The sequence below is a fragment of the Planctomicrobium stercoris genome, assembly GCF_051465655.1.
Classification (GTDB): Bacteria; Planctomycetota; Planctomycetia; order Planctomycetales; family Planctomycetaceae; genus Planctomicrobium.
Genome location: NZ_CP195791.1, coordinates 525,055 through 543,642, shown reverse-complemented (window position 1 = coordinate 543,642; position 18,588 = coordinate 525,055). Strand labels below are relative to the sequence as shown.

Annotated in this window: 16 protein-coding genes; 8 read left to right on the top strand and 8 right to left on the bottom strand. The window is 57.8% G+C overall.

The window, feature by feature from the left end; genetic code table 11:
* Positions 1-13 precede the first annotated feature (13 nt).
* Positions 14-466 carry a hypothetical protein gene (locus SH661x_RS02265; protein WP_437227590.1) on the top strand — a complete coding sequence of 151 codons (453 nt, stop codon included), beginning with the start codon at positions 14-16 and terminating at the stop codon, positions 464-466.
* A gap of 93 nt (positions 467-559) precedes the next feature.
* Positions 560-1,336: a TatD family hydrolase gene (locus tag SH661x_RS02260; protein WP_437227588.1), complete on the top strand. Its 777-nt coding sequence runs from the start codon at positions 560-562 to the stop codon at positions 1,334-1,336.
* Between the two features lie 19 nt (positions 1,337-1,355).
* On the opposite strand, the gene SH661x_RS02255 is transcribed toward SH661x_RS02260, so the two are convergent.
* Both SH661x_RS02255 and SH661x_RS02250 read right to left on the bottom strand, forming a co-directional pair.
* Positions 1,356-2,786 carry an anthranilate synthase component I family protein gene (locus SH661x_RS02255; RefSeq protein WP_437227586.1) on the bottom strand — a complete coding sequence of 477 codons (1,431 nt, stop codon included), beginning with the start codon at positions 2,784-2,786 and terminating at the stop codon, positions 1,356-1,358.
* Positions 2,783-4,231 (bottom strand): DUF6513 domain-containing protein, encoded by a 1,449-nt coding sequence (locus SH661x_RS02250; protein WP_437227585.1) that lies wholly within the window; start codon positions 4,229-4,231, stop codon positions 2,783-2,785. The genes SH661x_RS02255 and SH661x_RS02250 overlap by 4 nt, the downstream gene beginning before the upstream one ends.
* Positions 4,232-4,418: 187 nt before the next feature.
* Between SH661x_RS02250 and SH661x_RS02245 the strand changes: the two genes are divergently transcribed.
* Positions 4,419-5,360: a DUF58 domain-containing protein gene (locus SH661x_RS02245; protein ID WP_437227584.1), complete on the top strand. Its 942-nt coding sequence runs from the start codon at positions 4,419-4,421 to the stop codon at positions 5,358-5,360.
* Between the two features lie 67 nt (positions 5,361-5,427).
* Positions 5,428-7,521 carry a BatA domain-containing protein gene (locus tag SH661x_RS02240; RefSeq protein WP_437227582.1) on the top strand — a complete coding sequence of 698 codons (2,094 nt, stop codon included), beginning with the start codon at positions 5,428-5,430 and terminating at the stop codon, positions 7,519-7,521.
* On the opposite strand, the gene hpnH is transcribed toward SH661x_RS02240, so the two are convergent.
* Entirely contained in the window at positions 7,518-8,666 is a 1,149-nt protein-coding gene (hpnH, locus tag SH661x_RS02235) for an adenosyl-hopene transferase HpnH (protein ID WP_437227580.1), read from the bottom strand. The two genes, SH661x_RS02240 and hpnH, sit on opposite strands and share 4 nt — an antisense overlap.
* Before the next feature lie 248 nt (positions 8,667-8,914).
* On the opposite strand from hpnH, the gene SH661x_RS02230 reads away from it, so the two are divergent.
* Entirely contained in the window at positions 8,915-9,469 is a 555-nt protein-coding gene (locus SH661x_RS02230; RefSeq protein WP_437227578.1) for a flavoprotein, read from the top strand.
* An 86-nt stretch (positions 9,470-9,555) separates the two neighbouring features.
* On the opposite strand, the gene SH661x_RS02225 is transcribed toward SH661x_RS02230, so the two are convergent.
* From SH661x_RS02225 to SH661x_RS02205, 5 genes are all read right to left on the bottom strand, one after another.
* On the bottom strand, positions 9,556-10,209 hold the full coding sequence (locus SH661x_RS02225; protein ID WP_437227576.1) for a phosphoribosylanthranilate isomerase: 654 nt from the start codon (positions 10,207-10,209) through the stop codon (positions 9,556-9,558).
* Entirely contained in the window at positions 10,199-10,522 is a 324-nt protein-coding gene (locus SH661x_RS02220) for a hypothetical protein (protein WP_437227574.1), read from the bottom strand. Before SH661x_RS02220 ends, SH661x_RS02225 begins: the two co-directional genes overlap by 11 nt.
* 94 nt (positions 10,523-10,616) lie before the next feature.
* Positions 10,617-11,642 (bottom strand): hydantoinase/oxoprolinase family protein, encoded by a 1,026-nt coding sequence (locus SH661x_RS02215; protein WP_437227572.1) that lies wholly within the window; start codon positions 11,640-11,642, stop codon positions 10,617-10,619.
* Positions 11,639-12,559 carry an ATP-grasp domain-containing protein gene (locus SH661x_RS02210; protein WP_437227570.1) on the bottom strand — a complete coding sequence of 307 codons (921 nt, stop codon included), beginning with the start codon at positions 12,557-12,559 and terminating at the stop codon, positions 11,639-11,641. The genes SH661x_RS02215 and SH661x_RS02210 overlap by 4 nt, the downstream gene beginning before the upstream one ends.
* A gap of 122 nt (positions 12,560-12,681) precedes the next feature.
* A complete protein-coding gene (locus tag SH661x_RS02205; protein WP_437227568.1) occupies positions 12,682-13,854 on the bottom strand; it encodes a hypothetical protein in 1,173 nt (390 codons plus the stop codon).
* Positions 13,855-14,061: 207 nt separating this feature from the next.
* On the opposite strand from SH661x_RS02205, the gene SH661x_RS02200 reads away from it, so the two are divergent.
* The 3 genes from SH661x_RS02200 (at position 14,062) to SH661x_RS02190 (ending at position 18,410) form a co-directional block, all read left to right on the top strand.
* On the top strand, positions 14,062-16,593 hold the full coding sequence (locus SH661x_RS02200; RefSeq protein ID WP_437227566.1) for a hypothetical protein: 2,532 nt from the start codon (positions 14,062-14,064) through the stop codon (positions 16,591-16,593).
* Between the two features lie 159 nt (positions 16,594-16,752).
* On the top strand, positions 16,753-17,673 hold the full coding sequence (locus SH661x_RS02195) for a sugar phosphate isomerase/epimerase family protein (RefSeq protein ID WP_437227564.1): 921 nt from the start codon (positions 16,753-16,755) through the stop codon (positions 17,671-17,673).
* Between the two features lie 203 nt (positions 17,674-17,876).
* A complete protein-coding gene (locus SH661x_RS02190; protein WP_437227562.1) occupies positions 17,877-18,410 on the top strand; it encodes a hypothetical protein in 534 nt (177 codons plus the stop codon).
* Positions 18,411-18,588 lie beyond the last annotated feature (178 nt).

Below are 18,588 nucleotides of genomic sequence, written 5' to 3'. Positions count from 1 at the left end.
AACACTCTGATTCATGGCTGACTCCAACATCAATTCGCTTCTCAACGATCTTCTGATCGAACTGCATCGCAGCCTCGCGCAGTACGCCTCCGAGGCGTGGCCATGGACCACCGATCGAAGTGAAGAACTGCAGGGAGCGGTGCTGAGTGTGGCTGAGCATCAGCGCGAAGACGCTGGCCGGCTCGCGCATCTCCTCAAGTCTCGAGGGCACTACATCGACTTCGGGGTCTATCCGCACGAATACACCAGCCTGCACTATGTGGCGCTGGAGTTCCTGTTCTCTCACCTGAAGGCCAATCAGCAGGATCTCGTCCGCTGGATTGAAGAAACGCTCCCCGCTTTGCAGGGGGACAGCGAAGCAGAAACTCTTGTTCGACAGATCGTTGTCTCGGAACGCGAAGCCCTGCAGAAACTCAACGCGGTCACACTCCCCGGGGGCCCCCAGAGTATCGTCTGGATGAAGTGATTCCGCAGCTGCAAGTCCCGGCCTGCGGGGCGTTGATCGCCCGAATCCCGCCTGTGTGGTAGAGCAAACGGCCGGAGTCGCTACAATCCCGGCATGCTGATCGATACACATGCCCACCTGGATGAACAGTCTTTTGAAACCGACCTGGCCGACGTGCTGCAGCGGGCCCGGGAGCAAGGTCTGGAAACGATCTTCACGATCGGCGTGACGGCCTCCTCGAGCGTCGCTGCACTGCAATTGGCGAAAACCCATCCGCAATTGCGAGCGGTCGTCGGAATTCAGCCCAACTATGTTGCTGAAGCGGGCCCTGACGATTTCGATCTGATTTGCGGACTGGCGAGTGATCCTCACGTGGTCGCGGTCGGAGAGACAGGGCTGGACCGTTACTGGGATTCTTCGCCGATCGAGTTGCAGCAGGACTACTTTCATCGACACATCGAGCTTTCGCGCCGGGTGGAGAAACCGTTCATTGTCCACTGCCGTGATGCGGACGCGGATGTCGTCGCACTGCTTCAGGAAGAGGCTGCGAATGGACCGCTCAGCGGAGTCATGCATTCATTCTGTGGAAATGCTCAGACCGCGGCAGCATGCCTGGAACTCGGCCTGTACATCTCGTTTGCAGGGATGCTGACCTTCAAGAGCAATCAGCAGCTCCGCGACACCGCCAGACTGATTCCGCTGGATCGAGTGCTGGTGGAGACCGATTCCCCTTATCTGGCTCCGGTTCCCATGCGTGGAAAGCGAAACGAGCCCGCGATGGTTGTGCATACCGCCCGGTGCCTGGCAGACGTCTACGGGATCACTCTGGAAGAAATTGCGAACGTGACGACGGAGAATGCGAAGCGTCTTTTCCAATTATCGAACAGCTGAGACTCACTTCGGACCAAAGTCAGCGTAACGAGTTCAGCAGTCCACGGGCTTTGTGCAGCGTCTCTTCGTATTCCCCCAACGGATCCGACTGCGAGACGACTCCTCCTCCGGCTGCAAAGGTGAGCCAGCCGTGACGCTGCGTCATGGTCCGGATCAGAATGTTGCTGTCGGCAGTGCCGTCGAAACCGCAGTAGAACAGGCTGCCGCAGTAAGGCCCCCGGGCCACCTGCTCCAGCTCGGTAATAATCTGCATCGCGCGGATCTTCGGCGCACCGGTGATCGATCCGCCCGGAAACGTCGCCCGCAGCAGGTCCCAGAAGTCGACATCCGTCCGAAGCTGTCCCCGCACTTCTGAAACGAGATGGGAGACCGTTTCATATGCCTCGACCACGCACAACTCGGGAACACGGATCGAGCCCGGTTCACAGACACGTGAGAGATCGTTCCGAAGCAGATCGACGATCATGACATTCTCAGCACGATCTTTTTCACTCTCCCGCAACTCATCGCGCGTGTACAGATCCGCTTCCGGAATGGAAAAACGTCGACGGGTCCCTTTGATCGGACGGGTGGAAACTTCACGCCCGCTCAGCTGAAGGAATCGTTCCGGGGAGGAGGACATGACGGTCCAGTCCTCATGTGAGAAAAAGCCAGCAAACGGAGCAGGGTTCTGCTTCCGCAAAAGCAGGTACTGTTCCAGTGCGGGACGTACTGCCGGGATCAGTAGCCGCTGCGAAAGATTGGCCTGAAAGATATCACCGCTGAAGATGTAATCGATGACGCGCTCGACTGCAGCCAGATACGCGGGCTCCGGGAAATTGCTCAAGAGACCGGGGATGTACGGCAGGCTGAAAGTTCGGTCTGCATCGAAATGCAAACGTTCTTCGCAAACTTGTTCTGCGCTCGAACCAGATGGCGAATGCGGATCATTTTCAGATTGTCCATTCAGCGCTCCCTGAACCATTTCGAAGTGCTGTCGAGCCAGAACCGCCCGCGCCTCTGCGTTCTGTTCGGGGTAACCGTGTCCGATGAACCAGCAGCGACCTTGCAGGTGATCCCACGCGAGCACCCAGCTGTAGATTCCAATCACTGCAGCCGGAATCTGAAATTCATCCGTCGCAGCGACCGGAAGCCGTTCGAAACACTGTCCAAGTTCATAAGAGAGCAGACCGGCGGCCCCACCCTGAAACGGGGGGAGGCCCGGGATGGGACTCGCTGAAAACCGGGACAGCACCGGGGCGATGCGTGCAAATGGGTTCTCGCCGAAGACGGCTGTTTGAGTGACAGAGACTTCAAACGGCTCTGCTGCCAGGAATGAATATCGGCCCAGCGGCATCCGCTGCAGGGAACTGTCGAACAGGACCAGACCGTTCAGATGGCGAAGCTTCCGCAACGCCACTTCGACACTCGGAGCAGGCAACAGCTCGCGAACCAGGGGGACTTCGTTCACTGGACGTCTTTCCTCTGCTCGCCAGCCTTGCGGCGTTCGTGAGCACTCACTTCTGGAATGGTCAGAAACCCCCAGCGAAGTGCCTGATCCTGCTGATACTGTTTCCCGAGCGTGAGAGCAGTGACTGCTTTGGAAAGCTCATAACCCAGATAAAACGCGTGGGGAGCATCGAGATCCGCACCGGTGGTGTGAAAGTTGTCGAAGAGTTCATACGGGTCCCGTCCCTGCCAGTAACCGTCGCGGTTCATGACATGAATCTCGCCTCGTTCAACAAAGATCCGGAAGTTCGGGTCTTTCAGCTGGCCCGCGAGTTGAGTCAGGGTCTCGTCGCCAAGTTCCTGTAAACGGGGGTCTCTCAAGACGACAAGTTCATGACTCAGTCGCTTGGGGGGAGTCTGATGATCGATTGCGTACTTGACCAGCCTGCGTGCCTGATCAAATTCCGCAACGGCGGTCCGGCACCAGTTGATGACCTGTGTCGTCAGGACGCTGTGAATCTTCAATTCCTGACAGAGTGCTGCCAGCAGGAAATTCACCCCCGCACTGTCCACTTCACTCAGTTCCGTCACATTGCCGATCCCCATCATGATCGCGGTGTCGGGAGCAATGCGTCGGGTCTCGTAATACCGGGCTAACGATGCAGCGAAGCCGAATCCGATCGGTTCGAGAATTGGATCCAGACGATACGGCGTCCCCGCGTCATCCAGTCTGCGAGCAGTCTCCCACATCGTCTCCAGGCGGTGCGGATCATCCGGAATCACGACCAGTTCCGCCCCCAGTTGCGAGGCCCAGGCAACATTCGATTGATTGCAGCTGAGCACCAATTCCGCCCCCGCTGCGACGGCGGCTTCGACTTCTTCTCTGTCAAAGCTGTCGATGGAAACCCGCAGCCCCGCTGCCGTCAGTTCACGAACTACATTCCCCACGTCTTTCCATGTGGTCCCGGGAATACAGCCGATGTCGATCCAGTCAGCACCCGCTGCCCGGTACTCCAGGGCCTGCCGCAGGATCTCACGAACATCAAATTGCGGAGCGTGATTGATCTCCGCGATGATCTGAATGTCGAAGGGGGTCAGATCGATCGGAGGACGCTGCTCCGCTCCCAGAAAATTCGCAAGGTCAAGAATGTCTTTCGGACCGCGAACAAACGGCAACCCAAAGTGTTCGTTCAGTGCCTGAAGATCTCCCTGGCACCATCCCGGAATGATCACCCGGTCATAATGCTGATCAACCGCGAGCTTGCGTTTCAGCCACTCCACGTGCATCAGCGCAGCGACTGAAATCCCGACGACATGGACATCGGCGGTGATCCCCGCCTTTGCGGAAAGATCTGACACGACCTGTCGAACCACACCTTCAGCGAGCCGACCGGTGACAAACAGCCACCGCTCGCGAGGAATGTCATTGGAACTCTCAGGACCGCTCAACGCTGCAATTTCTTTCAACTCGATTTCGTGAAGAGAGTCCAACAGAACGAGTTTTGGGCTGCACTGCAAGTCTGGTGAAAAGAACGGGTGAAGTCGCAAGCCCATGGAAAGTTTCGCGGTTCGCATCCTCCCCGGACGGAAGATATGATGCGAAGTGCCGTCCATGTTCCAGGAATCTTTTCCTCGTGACCTTGCAGGAGGCAATTTGGCCGCTTTGAATTTCTCCGCAGCGGGGACAGATTCCGCCATTTCATTCATCGACCCGGCATCGCTGATGCAGATCCAGTCGCTGGACCTGCGGGCCAAGGCGGTCATGGAAGGGATGATTTCCGGGTTGCATCGCAGCCCTTATCACGGGTTCTCCGTGGAATTCACAGAGTATCGTGAGTACGTCTCGGGAGACGATCTCCGCTACCTCGACTGGAGGTTGTACGCCCGCAGCGACCGCTTCTACATCAAGCGATTCGAAGATGAGACGAACCTGAAATGTCACCTGCTGCTCGACAACAGCATGTCGATGTCCTACGGATCGATCTCCTACAGCAAGGCGGAATACGGAAAAACTCTGGCCGGCACGATTGCCTATTTTCTGACGCAACAACGTGATGCAGTCGGACTGTTTCGCTTCTCTTCCACACTCGATGAGTACATCCCGCCCAGATACCGGAGTGGCCATCTGCGACGCATTCTGGCGAGTCTGGAAGAGCAACCTGCAGGAACCTCGACAGGGTTGGTTCAGGCACTGGAACAGGTCGCCGAGCGGGTCCGGCGTCGCAGCCTGTTTGTGCTCATCAGTGATATCCTGACTCCGCTTGATGCACTGGAGTCCCGTCTTCGGTATCTCCGGGCGGCTGGAAGTGAAGTGGCGATCTTTCAGATTCTTGATCCGGCAGAACTCACTTTTCCGTTCGAAGATGCAGCCACGTTCGTCGACTCCGAAACGGGCCGCGAAGTGTATGTCGATCCGAAACTGGCAAGACAGAGTTATCAGCAGAAACTGCAATCGCATCTGGACGCGGTAGCGCGCTGCTGTGAGGAATCGGGAATTTCGCTGCATCGCGTTTCGACAGAGACGCCCCTGGAGCAGGTCCTGTTCGATTTTCTGAAAACGCGCATGAGAGTTTCGCAGACCCGGAGACGCTCATGAACGGACTTATGTACCTCACACTCTCCGAGTGCGAGACCTCACGCGTTCTCGATTGACCGGTTCTTCTATGAGTTTTCTCGCTCCTTTCTACCTTGTCGCTGGACTCGCGATCGCGCTGCCGATCGCGTTTCACATGATTCGCCGAACACCTCAAGGGAAGCAGGTCTTTGGCAGCACCATGTTTCTGACTCCCTCTCCTCCCCGGATGACCCGCCGCAGCAGGATTGAAGACTGGGTACTGCTGTGCCTGAGGGGTCTGGCCATCTGTCTGCTGGCACTGGCATTCGCTCGACCGTTCCTGACGTCGAAGACAATGGGAGCCGCAACGGAAAAGAGTTCCCAGCGTCTGCTTGTCCTGCTGGACCGATCTGCCAGTATGCAGCGGGACGGGTACTGGGAACGGGCACTGGCTCGACTTGACGAACTCCTGCAGACCGCGAGACCGGGCGACGCGGTGGAGATTCAGACCTTCGATACGAAAAGTTTTCCGCGTGTTCGCTTCGCCGAGTGGAGTCGCTGGGCCCCCACCATCCGCGTGAAAAATGCGATGACGATCGTCAGCCAGGAACAGCCGGGCTGGAACGGGACCACCGCCGGGGAGGTTCTCCGTCAGGCAGCTGAACAGATTGTCGTGGACCAGGAAGATCCATCAAAAGAATTGCTCGTCGTGCTGATCTCCGACATGCAGCTCGGCGCCGGCTGGAATGCTGTTCAGGGTGTGAACTGGCCAGCAGGAGTGAAGGTGCGTGTCGTGAATATCGCTGAGCCGGGGGAATCGAACGCTGCCGTTCAGGTCACTCAGAACCCCCTCCATCGCGACAGCTTAAGAGCACGAATTTCAAGTGCTTCCAATTCCTCCAAAGACACTTTTCAGCTTACCTGGGCAGATGAATTTTCACCGACATCCAGCACGAACGCCTCGAGTGAAAGGTTGACGGTGCCCCCGGGACGAAGCAGGGTTGTCCCCCTACCTCCTCGACCCGCTGAGGCCTCGGCACACGCACTGATTCTTTCCGGTGATGACGTTGAGTTCGACAACACGTTCTATGTCTCGCCTCCCCTGACTCAATCGATCCAGATCCTCTCATTGGGAAGAGGCAGCGGGGATGAGCTGCGGATGTTCTTGAATCCGCTGTTCCCCGATGATCCCACTCGTGACGTCACCATTTTGGACTGGGATCGGCCGGACCTGCCAGCCAGCCTGATCGAGAAAGAACTGGGCTGGGTGATTGTGACGACTGCTCCCGACCCGGAGCAGATGCGCTGGCTGAAATCCTGGATCGAGAGAGGAGGAGAGGTTCTGTTCGTAGCACGTGATGCCAGTCAGTCGCAGTCACTCTATGAACTGCTTTCAACGACACCAGCGACCGTTGAAGAAGCACAAGTCACCAACTACGCGATGCTGGGACAGGTGGATCTCAGCCATCCCGCCCTAAAGCAATTCGACGACCCCCGCTTTTCGGATTTCACAAAACTGCGATTCTGGAAATACCGGCGTTTCGAATCAGCCTCCATTCCCGGGATGCGGATTCTGGCTGCCATGGAGAACGGCGACCCCGCACTCACCGAGATTCCGACGGGCAAGGGTCGGATCATCCTGCTCACCTCCAGCTGGAGCCGCGACGACAGTGACCTGACGGTCTGGAGCAAGTTTGTTCCGCTGATGAACGGGCTGCTGGATTACGTTTCCCGCGAAGAAATTTCCTATCCACAGCTCACCGTGGGAGACTCGATTCCGCTCTCCCGACTGGGGCTCGACGGCGAGACAATCACGGTTGGTCATCACTCCCAGCAGCGGCAGTTTCCTCGAAGTGAATCCCTTCAATTCGATCGCCCGGGCCTTTATCGATTCGCAGCCGGACCAGACGATGACTCATCCGCGGATGCCGTCACGTTGGCGGTGAATCTGCCTGCGGAAGAATCTCGAACCGAGCCCTACAGCCTCGACCAACTCGAAGCAGCAGGAGTTCCGCTCGACGACCCCGAGTCCGCACTGGCCCGCGACGAAAGGAAACAACGACAGGAACGTCTGCTTCTGAACCAGGAACTGGAATCGCGACAGCAGTGGTGGCGATGGCTCGTCACTGCCGGCGTCTTCGTGCTGCTGGCTGAAACTGCACTCTCGACATGGAAAGGCCGTCGACAGACAGCGACTGCTTAACAGTGCTCCGCTGCTTCCACAGATTCTTCCAGGACCGGCAATGTCCTCTGGGGAAGCTGCAGCGAGACCAGCTGGGAAGGAACCGGTGAGGCTATTGGCTTCACAGGAGCAACAGGCTGCGGCTTGTCTTTTCCCGGTCCGAACAACGTTCGCATTGCCGATTCGACCAGTCCGGAAAAGCTGCCGAAGGTGGCGTCCACTGCCGAGGGCTCATAGCCGCAATGGACCATGCAGTCCTGGCATTTCGGATTTCCACTGGCGCGACCGTACGCATCCCAGTCCGTTGTCGCCATCAGTTCTTGAAAGCTGTCGACATAACCTTCCTGCAGCAGATAACAGGGCTTCTGCCATCCGAAGAGATTGAATGTCGGATTTCCCCACGGGGTGCATTCGAGTTTCCAGTTCCCTTTGAGGAACTCCAGAAACAGCGGAGACTGATTGAAGACCCAGGATCGCTTCTGCTTGTGCAGGACCTTTCGGAACAACTGCACCGACTGCTGGCGGCTAAGAAAATGTTCCTGATCCGGAGCTTTCTCGTATTGATAGCCCGGGGAGATCATCATTCCTTCCACGCCCATCTGCATCAGGGTATCAAACATCGACTGCAGTCGTTCGGGCGAACTGTTGTTGAAGACGGTCGTGTTCGTCGTGACGCGAAAGCCTTTGGCAATGGCTGTCCGGATCGCCTTCACAGCAACCTCGTAGACGCCATCCCGACAGACAGCCGCATCATGATCCTCCTGCGGTCCGTCCAGATGAACCGAGAATGAAAGGAATTTCGAAGGCTTGAAGCGGTGCAGGTGCTTTTCCAGCAGGATGGCGTTGGTACACAGATAGACGTACTTGCCTCGCGAGACAATCCCTTCGACGATCTGGTCGATCTCCGGGTGCAGCAACGGCTCTCCCCCGGGGATGGAGACGATCGGGGCTCCGCACTCATCCACGGCGTTCAGACATTCCGCGACAGAGAGATTCTGCTTCAGCACGTTCGCTGGATATTGGATCTTGCCGCAACCGGCACAGGCCAGATTGCACCGGAAGAGCGGTTCCAGCATCAACACCAGCGGATAACGTTTGCGTCCGCTCAATTTCTGGCGGATCACATAAGAAGCCACACTCCACATTTGAGAAATGGGAACACCCATTTGTCAGTCGCTCCATCTCGTTCAAGTTGTTGGCTCAAGCCGACGCTCCGGTCGGCACTGGTGCGAAACCCAAGGATTTCAAGTGCATTTCTAGCAGGTTTGTCCAAACGTGTCAGCAGGGGTCTGGCTGCATTTCCGGGGATTTGCCTATCGGAAGAAACAAATCCCGCTCCCCCACGGGTGTACTCTGGACTCCGAGTCCCAGACTCCCGACACTGAGTGTGAAGTCAACACCACTGGAGCATTGCATGTCCGCCGTCACCGATCGCGAAATTCTTCTGGGCGTCAGCGGAGGCGTCGCCGCTTACAAGGCAGCTGACCTGACGAGCAAACTCGTTCAGCTGGGAGCCAACGTCACGGTGGTCATGACCCAATCGGCCCACCAGTTCATCGGCGAGACGACGTTCCACGCCCTGACGAATCGTCCGGTCTACACCCAGATGTTCGTCCCGCAGGAGCACCATCTGGGCGAACATATCGGCCTGGCCCGTCGCGCCGACCTGCTGGTCATCGCTCCAGCCACCGCGAATATCATGGGCTGCATCGCTCACGGAATCGCTGATGATCTCCTGACCACCCTGGCACTGGCGGTCACCTGCCCTGTTCTTCTCGCCCCAGCGATGAACAACGAAATGTGGTCCAAGCCCCCCGTACAGCGGAATTTGCAACAGTTGAAGGATGATGGCTTGCTCATCGTCGGCCCCGGGGAAGGCTGGCTGAGCTGCGGTGTCACCGGTCCCGGGCGGATGGCGGAACCAGCGGATATTCTCGCTGCGATTGAACGCGCACTGACGCTCGCATAACTGTCGGGAAAAGAGCACGCCATCGGAAGTTGAGCTGCACACTTCAAGTGTGCAGCTCAACGTGACTCGAACGATTCCACGGGCTGCTACCCATCCGACGGTGTCCCGCGTGCGGCGCGAATAAACTTCTCAACCGCAGCCACATTCTGCCGGCCCGGCGATGATTCCACTCCGCTGGCGACGTCCACTCCCCACGGGGCCACCGCTGCAATAGCGTCAGCCACGACATCGGGGTTCAGCCCACCTGCGAGAATCAGCGGAGGCCATTCCGACCTCCACCCACTTGCCAGCAACTCCCAGGGCGCCCGATGCCCCGTTCCCCCGTAAGCCCCCTGAACTTTCGCGTCGATCAGGCAGCCCTTCAGCTTCACCCCCAGCTCTCTGTATTGATCGAGTTGCCGGGAAAGGTCATCGAGACCGTCATCTCCGACACGAAACGCCCGGATGATTTCGAAGTCGCTGAGCCGACGCACAAACTCCGGCGTCTCATCCCCATGAAGTTGAATCACCCGAATGCCGCAGCTTTCGCAGATTGCGCGAATCTCGTCTTCTGCGTGGTTTACAAATAATCCGATCGGCGTGATTGACTGCGGTAACAGTGAAACGATTTTCCGAGCCGCGTCGACTCCAACACAACGCGGAGACTTCGCGTAGAAGTTCAGTCCGATCGCATCGGGAGAGAACGCTGCGATTTCTGCCGCGACGGCAGGCTGTGAAATACCGCAGATCTTAACCCACATGTTCGTCTCCCGGCGAAGGCGACGAATCTGCAGGTGCCGATAACATCGCCCCCTGTTCCTTTCGAAGCCGTCTCAGAGTCCGAACCCGGTCGATTCCCATGGCGAGTACCGCAGTCAGGACGAGAGCAGCGGTCTCCCAGAGGAGAAGCCCGGTCGCATTTCGATTCAACCAACGGGTCACGGGGGCCTGTGAATCGCCGAACGCAGCTGCGATCGTCATCAGCACCGTGATGCAGAAAATTCCCCCCGCGACAGCGACCGGATAAAAGACCAGTCGGTCGCGACGCTCATCGGGAGTCAGCGGAATGTTCATGAGTCAAGAAAGTCAGCACGGCTGTTGATGACACAGATATCATAGCACGTCGTTCCCGGACACACAGTTGGCCCGGCAGTTCGCTGGAACCAGATCAACTTCCCTCGTGAAGGTGTTCGCTGGCCAGCCGCGCAATCGCGAAAGCACACGCTCCCTGCGAATGCGATTCCCCCAGCGCTTCCTCCAGCACAATCAACTCGACACCTGGCGGCGAGAAGCCCAGCGACTCCAGCAGCTGCCTTGCCAGAAATGTCCCTTCGCCCGTCAACAGGATGCTGGTCGGAGGAGAAATTCTTGCGATAACTTTCTGCAAGCCCTCGTGAAGAATTTCCAGCTGCCGCCGGAAGACGCTTTCCGCGATCTCATTGATCTCATCACTGCCAAGATCGTTCATATCAGAGCAGACCATGCGGGCCAGACGATCGGCTGCTTCCACCTTCGTGGCCGGCTTCCCGTTGGCTGTCTTCAGATCCTCCGGCGATTCGGCGATCTGCCCCAGCCAGAGATGCACATCCAGCGTCGTTGCGAACAGTTCTCTCGCAATGCTGACCCTTTGACCTCGCACAGGAAGTTCCTGCAAAAGGCTGCAGACCGGTGTGCGTCTGACCCCGAGATACTGGAGCTCGCCCGATTCCAGTCGCTCCAGATCGGTTCGACCTTCCGGAAGAGGAACACCATCTTCGATCGGGATGAAATCGGTTGTCGTCGAGCCGATGTCGATCAACAGCGACGACCCGACCGGAGCCATTCTGCCCGCCCAGGTCGCCAGTGCATGCCAGTTGGCTGCCGCAGCGAGAACCGGAAATTCCTGTGCTTCGGGAATGGAAACGAATTCTCCCGTAGTCTGCCAGACCAGCACGGTGCGGCCTGCGGTGACTTGCTGCACAGCGCTGAGGATCTGGCGCACTCCTTCCTCTCGCGTGCGGAAGCAGTCTGCGAGTTCTCCTGTCATCGTGACCGCGACGGGAGCGTTTTCGTCGAACGAATCAAGAAGGTTCCCGATGGCGGTGCTGAGTTCGTCCGGCTTCTGCCAAAGCGGAAACGGGACCGACAGCGTCCGTTTCAATCCGTCGGACCCCTTCAGGTTCGCACCGCCGATATCCAGACCGATTGCGTTCATAACGTTCCTTCAACCACCGATCCGTCCGAGCGGAATCGGATTTGATTTTCAAACCGGGGACCAGCAGTTCGGCCCGGCTCCAGCAGCCACTCCCCCAGATCATCCAGACACAGTGCTCGATAGCCGACATAGCTCGTGCACAGACGGGGATTCACTTCGACCAAGTACAGTTCATGTGTCCGATGACATTTGAGAAAGTCGAATCCCACATAGCCGTTCAATCCGGGGACGTGCGAGAGAAACTTTTCGACCATCTTTCTTAGCGAGGAATGATCGACCCCCACCGCAGGGATTTTTCCTCCGAGGTATTGGAAGGTGCCGTCTGTCGAGATCGATTGCTCGGCGGGAGGAAGGAGACAACCAAGTCTGCCATGATCAAAGAACGCCCCGACCGAATATGAATCTCCTTCCACATACGGTTGAACGACAAAGCGGCTGAGGTCATGACGCTCGCGCCACGCCAACCACTCGGATGGCTGGGAGACAAGTCTGGTCTGAAACGATCCCGCTCCGTCGCGAAGCTTGACCACACATGGGAGTACCGGTGGATTCGAATCAGGAACCCGGGTTTCAATCGTCCTGATGCCGGCATAGCGACAGAGTTCATAGACCGCAAGTTTATTCGCGCAAAGTTGAATCGCCTCGACCGAGCAATTCAACAGCGGAAGCCCCTGATCAACCAGCAGGCGGCATCGCTGTTCCAGCAGGCCGTCCATCTCGGGAGCAATGACCAGTGCAGCGTCAGCATCTCGTGCCAGCGACAACAAAACTGCCCGTTCTTCTTCTGGAGAATGAACCGTCACGACCTCGACACCGGAACAGCCGACGAAAGGATGGGGGCCGAGTCGATGATCCCAGGTGGTCGCAACTGAATTCTGTGTCAGCTGTGACAGATCATGCACGACCGCTTCCAGCATCGCCCGCCCTTCCCTCGCCAGCGAGCACGGGAGTTCAGATTCCGGCCAAGCCCCTCCGCACAGAAATTCACAGACGAGTATCCGCATTGGAAAGTACTAAAACGCCTTCAATGCAGACACGATCAGAATCCGGCTTCGCTGCCGCGATACTGCTGATGACACTCAGCACAGGTGGTCTGGATCTGATTCAAGGCAGCCTGAAATCCGTCCAGACTCCCGGTCTGAATCGACACAATTCCCGCCCGGGCGCCATCGGTGAATCGCTTCAGAAAGTCCTGATAGGCCTGCTGGTCCGCGGAATCGTAGCTGGCATCTTCCATCATCGTCGCCAGCAGCAGCAGGACCCGCATCTCGCGCTCCGTCCCCGCTGGGTCTTCCTTCAATCGAGCGTCTGTATTGATGTTGGCCTTCAATTTATTGAATGAGGCTTCAATCCGTTTCATCATGTCGGCGACATAAACCGACTCTGCGAACGGAACCACATCCGGCGATTCCATCTCCGGCGGCTTGCCACCATCGAGAACGACCAGAATCTTGTCGAACGGTTCCTTCGTTTTGCCATAAGGTTCGCGACCGGACCCGGCGGAGTTCGCATTGATCTGAAATGCCAGATCCCGGACGAAATGAGCGTTCGGTTTCCAGGAAACATTTTCCGGATGTGCAGCAGCGACCGCGGCCATTGCTGTCAGCATCGCTCCATCCAGGGCGATCGCTTTCTGGGATTTATTGAACGTCGCCACCGTCTGCAGATTGCCAGTCAGACTGGTCCGCAACTGCTTCACCTCTTCAACAAGCAGCGGCATGGGAATGACTTCTCCCCAGTTCACACCGCTTCCGCCTGTCGAGGGAGACACTGCGGGAGACGATGCCATCGGTGTTTCCGAAGCAGCTGCCGGAGTCATGACAGGGGGAGAAGTTGTGGTCGAAGCAATTGCTGTCGGAGCCGCTCCGCCAATGACCGTGGTATCCGTGGCGATTTCCAATGGCTGATCGTAGAACACGTCATAAGGGATGGTGCCGATCCATTTGGTCTCTTTATGTTTGGGATCGACTGTTGCTGCGGGAGTGTTCACAGCGACCGCAGCTGGATTCGCTGGTGCGGCATTCTGGGTCGTTGGTGACGCAGCGGGTGTCTGTGCCGGGGTCGGGGAAGCAGATTTCTGACCGCAACCGATCAACAGAGTGCTCGCAAAAACCAGAGCTGTTCCCAGTGAGACCTGGGTCGCCGTCTGGACCGCGCCGCGGCAAGTCCCCTGAGCCCGTCTGGAAGTGGACAGATTCAGCCGATCTCTCATCTTTTGTATCCCGGAACCGCAATTTTCAATTTCCCGGATCGTACCACGGGAAGTCGTGACGGTCGACTCTCGATTTGCATATGATAGAAGGGCGCGAGCCAGAAAATCATCACGGGACTCAGTCGATCTCCCGGGCTCGATTCCACCGCCCAGCAACCCTGTCTCGCCAGTTTGGTGTCCTGTCCTTCAAGAATGTGAACCGAGAACATGGAATTTCGCAGCTGCCCGGCCTGCAAGGCTTCCGTCCTGGAAGATGATGTAGACGACTGCCCGTTCTGCGGGACGTCGATGTCGGCGAAGCCACAGGCAACACCCCCGAAGAAGCCGGCCCCCGTAAAACCGACGGCGGCCCGTCCGGGGGCGAAGTCCACTCCTTCGACACCCGTGGCGGGAGACGCTGCCAAATCTCCAGCGAAACCCGCTGCCAAGTCTCCCGCACCCGCATCAAAGCCAGGGGGCGAGGACTCCGAAGATCCTTTCGAAGTCGACACCTCAGCACTGCGTCGAGCCATCAAACTTGCTCCACGTCCGACGAAAACGCGGACGCACGAAGTCACCTGCCCGATGTGCGAGACCTCCGGGTTCATGCTCCCTGCGGATGCGGGGAAAGATGTGCATTGCTGTAACCCGGAGTGCATGGTTCCGGTCTTCAAGACTCAGCGGCCCAAGGTGGCGGAAGCTCCCGTTGAAGCTCCTCGCGACAATCGCCTGCTGATCTGGGGAGGGGGCGGGGCTGCCCTTCTGATTGTGGCTGCAGCAGTCTGGTTTCTCGTGCTGGCCCCCAAGCCGCAGGAACTGGTGGTTGACGATTCCGGCCCGGCAAGCACCCCCATCGACAGCGGGAACCTGGTCCCGCAGAACGTGATCGTCAAGGCAACCGACGCCCCGCCGGCCACACTCGCTGAAATCCGCACGAAATCGCTGGCAACCATTCTCGATAAAGTCCGGCAGCGGGAAAAGAATCGCAGTATCGAATATGGAACTCAGCTAGCCGCCGAAGCCTTTGCCGAAGCGGGCGACCTGACCAAAGCTCAGGAGCAGGTTCGACGATTGCAGTCGACAGCAAGCCAGGCTCCGTATCTGCAGGTTCAACCGCTCGTCGAGATCGGCTGGTATCAGCTGTCCGCCGGAAAGACCAAAGAAGCACAGCAGACCGCAGCTTCAGCTTTGGTGAAAGCGAAGAACGCCCCTCGATCGATCCGAAAAACCCTGGATGCAGCAACCTCCCTGGCCGCACTCTGCATCGCTACCGGAACACCGGATGCAGCTCAGGAGTTGATCCAACGAGACCAAGACAAGGGAATTCGTGGCGAATTCTCCGCGATCTGGCGCGCCGCAGTGGACTGCCGCACGTTTCAGGTCGACGTCGAACTCCTCCGTCCCTGGCATGTCGCTATGCCTGAACCAATGCGGGTAGCGGTGGTGGAAACACTGGTTGCCCACGGTCAAAGTGACGCCGCCCTGGCCTTTGCAGCGTCTGCAGAGAACGTCGCCTCGCAGGCGGTCTGCCGGGCTGCGTGGGCCGGTCGCATCACCCAGTTCGATCGCGCGAACGCCCTGGAACGTGTGACAACTGCGATTCAGAATGCGAAAGTTCCGAATGCGGGACAATGCCAGGCCTGGGTCGCTGTCGCTTCGATGGCGGGAACTCAGGATCCGGCTTTGGCCAAGACGGCACTGGACAACGCGTTAGCTGCAGCTGCCAAATTCAAACCTGCGGTCCCCGTGGCTGTGCCGGGGATGCGTCAGATCAAGGAGAGCGAAGGGAAAGCGTTTGCCGGTCTCCCCAATCCCGCTCCCGAGCAGGCCAGTGCACTCGCACTTTCCAGTCTGGCCATTCTTCAGCTGCAGCTGGACCAGAAAGCAGACGCCTGGAAGTCCTTCCAGCAGTCCCTGGAACATGTCCGTGCGATGGCTCCCAGCGCCATCCTCACGCAGCAGTTGCTCGACGACTGTGAAAAGCAGGAAGCCTCCGTCCGGGCGCAGCTCAGCCAGGCATTGAACCTGGGAAACAACGAGCAGAATCTGCGAACCGAGTTTGGTCGTTATCGTCGTCAATGCGGGAAGCTGCATGCTGAGGCTCAGCAGCGACTGGCCGTGCAGGTTGCGATTCTGCGATTCGCAGCCGAACAGGGACTACTCAATGAAGCCTGGACCTACATTCGGGACCAGAGTCAGGCTGCGGAACCGCAGGCACGCGACCCCTTCCTGGAAACATCCTTGCCCGGACTCATTTACAGCTTCGCCCAGGCGCAGGGGAACGCAGAACTTGTGAGCAGCATCGAAGCGGCTTATACGAACAAGCAGATTACAATCGATCCCCTCGATCAGATTGCCGCCCAGTCCGCCACTGCTTTGACACAAGGCAAACTGTCCGAAGCCAGCGACATCATTGAGCGGGCATACCGGGATCAACTCGGCAAAAAGCAGCCGGACCGGATCGACCAGATCGCCTTGCGGGACTGTGCTCGAGCTCAGGCAGCGGCGACCCCCGACGCAATGATCCCCTTCATCAAGAACCTGTACGATGTCGTGATTCAGGAAGAAGCCTTCCTGCAGCTGGCCGGGTATTCAGTGAAATCCGACACCGCTGCTCAGCTGTGGAAAGTCACCGTCGGCTCCAGAGAGTTGGATGCGCTGGACTTTGTTGCGGTTTATCGCGGTTTCATCGCGGGTGCCCCGATGCAGAAGCCCTCAGGCCAGCAGGCAACTCTCGCCCCGGTGAAAGACAAGCAGTAGCTGCTCGATCGATGATATCTTGTCAAAACATGTGGCAAATGTCCGGCGTGGTCTGTCAGGAAAGTCCACAGCGTGCTTGGTCCGGCGAGACCGAGAGTGTATGGTGCGTGTCACCGCGCCGATTCTGATTGACTTTGATGTTCCAGCCGAGAGGCCGACATGCAACTGGGTTTCGTCAGCGCCATTCTTCCAGAGCTCAATCTGGAAGACGTTTTCAAAAATGCTGCCGACCTGAAGTTCGATTGTGTCGAATTGATGTGCTGGCCGCCGGGCAAAGCCAACCGCCGCTATGCCGGCGTCACCCACATCGACGTTACCTCGCTCGATGAGGCTGCTGTCGATGCGATTCACAATCTCTCCTGGAGGTACGGAATCACGATCAGCGGACTGGGTTACTACGGCAATCCACTGTCCGCAGATCGACAGGAGGCCGAAACTGCGGCTGCACATGTCCGGCAGGTCATCGCAGCGTGTGCAAAACTCCATATCCCCCGGATGAACACCTTCATCGGACGCGACTGGACAGCCAACGTCGATCAGAATTTCGAACGGTTCAGCGAAGTCTGGAGTCCGCTCATCCGCTTCGCCGAAGAACAAGACGTCCGCGTTGGAATTGAAAACTGTCCGATGCTGTTTACGAACGATGAATGGCCAGGGGGCAAGAATCTGGCTGCCAGCCCGGCGATCTGGCGACGCATGTTCAAAGAAATCCCCAGCCCCCACTTCGGACTGAACTACGATCCCAGTCATATGGTCCTGCAGCAGATGGATGAAGTGCGGCCGATCACGGAATTCGCAGATCGTATCTTCCACGTCCACGCCAAAGACATGCTGATCAATCGTGAAGCGCTCAACGACGTCGGTACGTTCGCACTCCCCTCGCTTTATTCCGACGGACGGTTGCCGGGCCGTGGACAGGTGAACTGGCCCGAATTCTTCAAGGCGTTGCGTGACATCAACTACGCTGGGCCGGTGTGCGTCGAAGTCGAAGACCGCGAGTACGAACACTCCCTGCAGGGACGGCAACAGGCTCTTCGGGAAAGCTGCGATTTCCTTCGCAAATATGTCCCGGCAGTTTGACTAAATGCAGGTCCCGCGAGAATCCCGCCGTGGCACTCATTGTGGCCTTCTCCTGGTGTCGCCCAACGGGCAACCACCAAAATTCCCCCTTTTCTGGGATAGCCACATTTCGAACAATTTGATAACCGTCTCACGTTTTCGAGACGGCGCTTGGTTCGAAAACCTGTTGTCAGGAGACTCAATCAACTCCAGGGAGATGGCGCATGACTCGGGTAATTGCCGGGCCGGAACAGTTGAAGAACCTCTTCTCCGCCCTCACCGAACAGACGTTTCAGGTCGAGCTGGGAGTCGCCGACCCGCCCCTCATCGACTACCTCTCCACCCTGCTGACCCGGTTCGTCCGCATCGATTCCATCTTTCGGCTGCGAGACATCGTTGGACGCCGACTGGATGAAGTCGCGGACATGCTGATGGAAGCTGAACAGTGTGACGTCCGCCCCCGCAGCGAGTTCCACCGGCACATTGGCGACTTCACACTCTTCTGGACCGGCGTCTACCCGGAAGCCCTCAAACGCCTGAAGGGCTTCGACCGCAAGGATGCGATGATCGATTACCAGGAACAGGGGAAACGCTCTTACTACATCGCCAGCAAACTCTCAGAAACGCTCCCTCAGCCCGATCAGGCTGCGGTGTTACGAAGGCTCAGCCATGAATTCGAACTCTGCTCTGAAGGCCTGAGAAAAGTCCGGGCCGAGTGGGAGAGACTTCCCGCACATCGCGGAAACTGCGACGGCTGATTCGAGAGTCACCAGTCCGCAACTCAGAAAACAAAAACGGGATCGTAGCCAAAGCTGGCGACGATCCCGTAAATCTTTTGCTGATGCGAAGTTGCACCAGAAACCAAAGCTCCTCGACCAGGGCTCGAACCTGGGACCTGCGGATTAACAGTCCGAAACTCATTCGTGAGTGGGACGA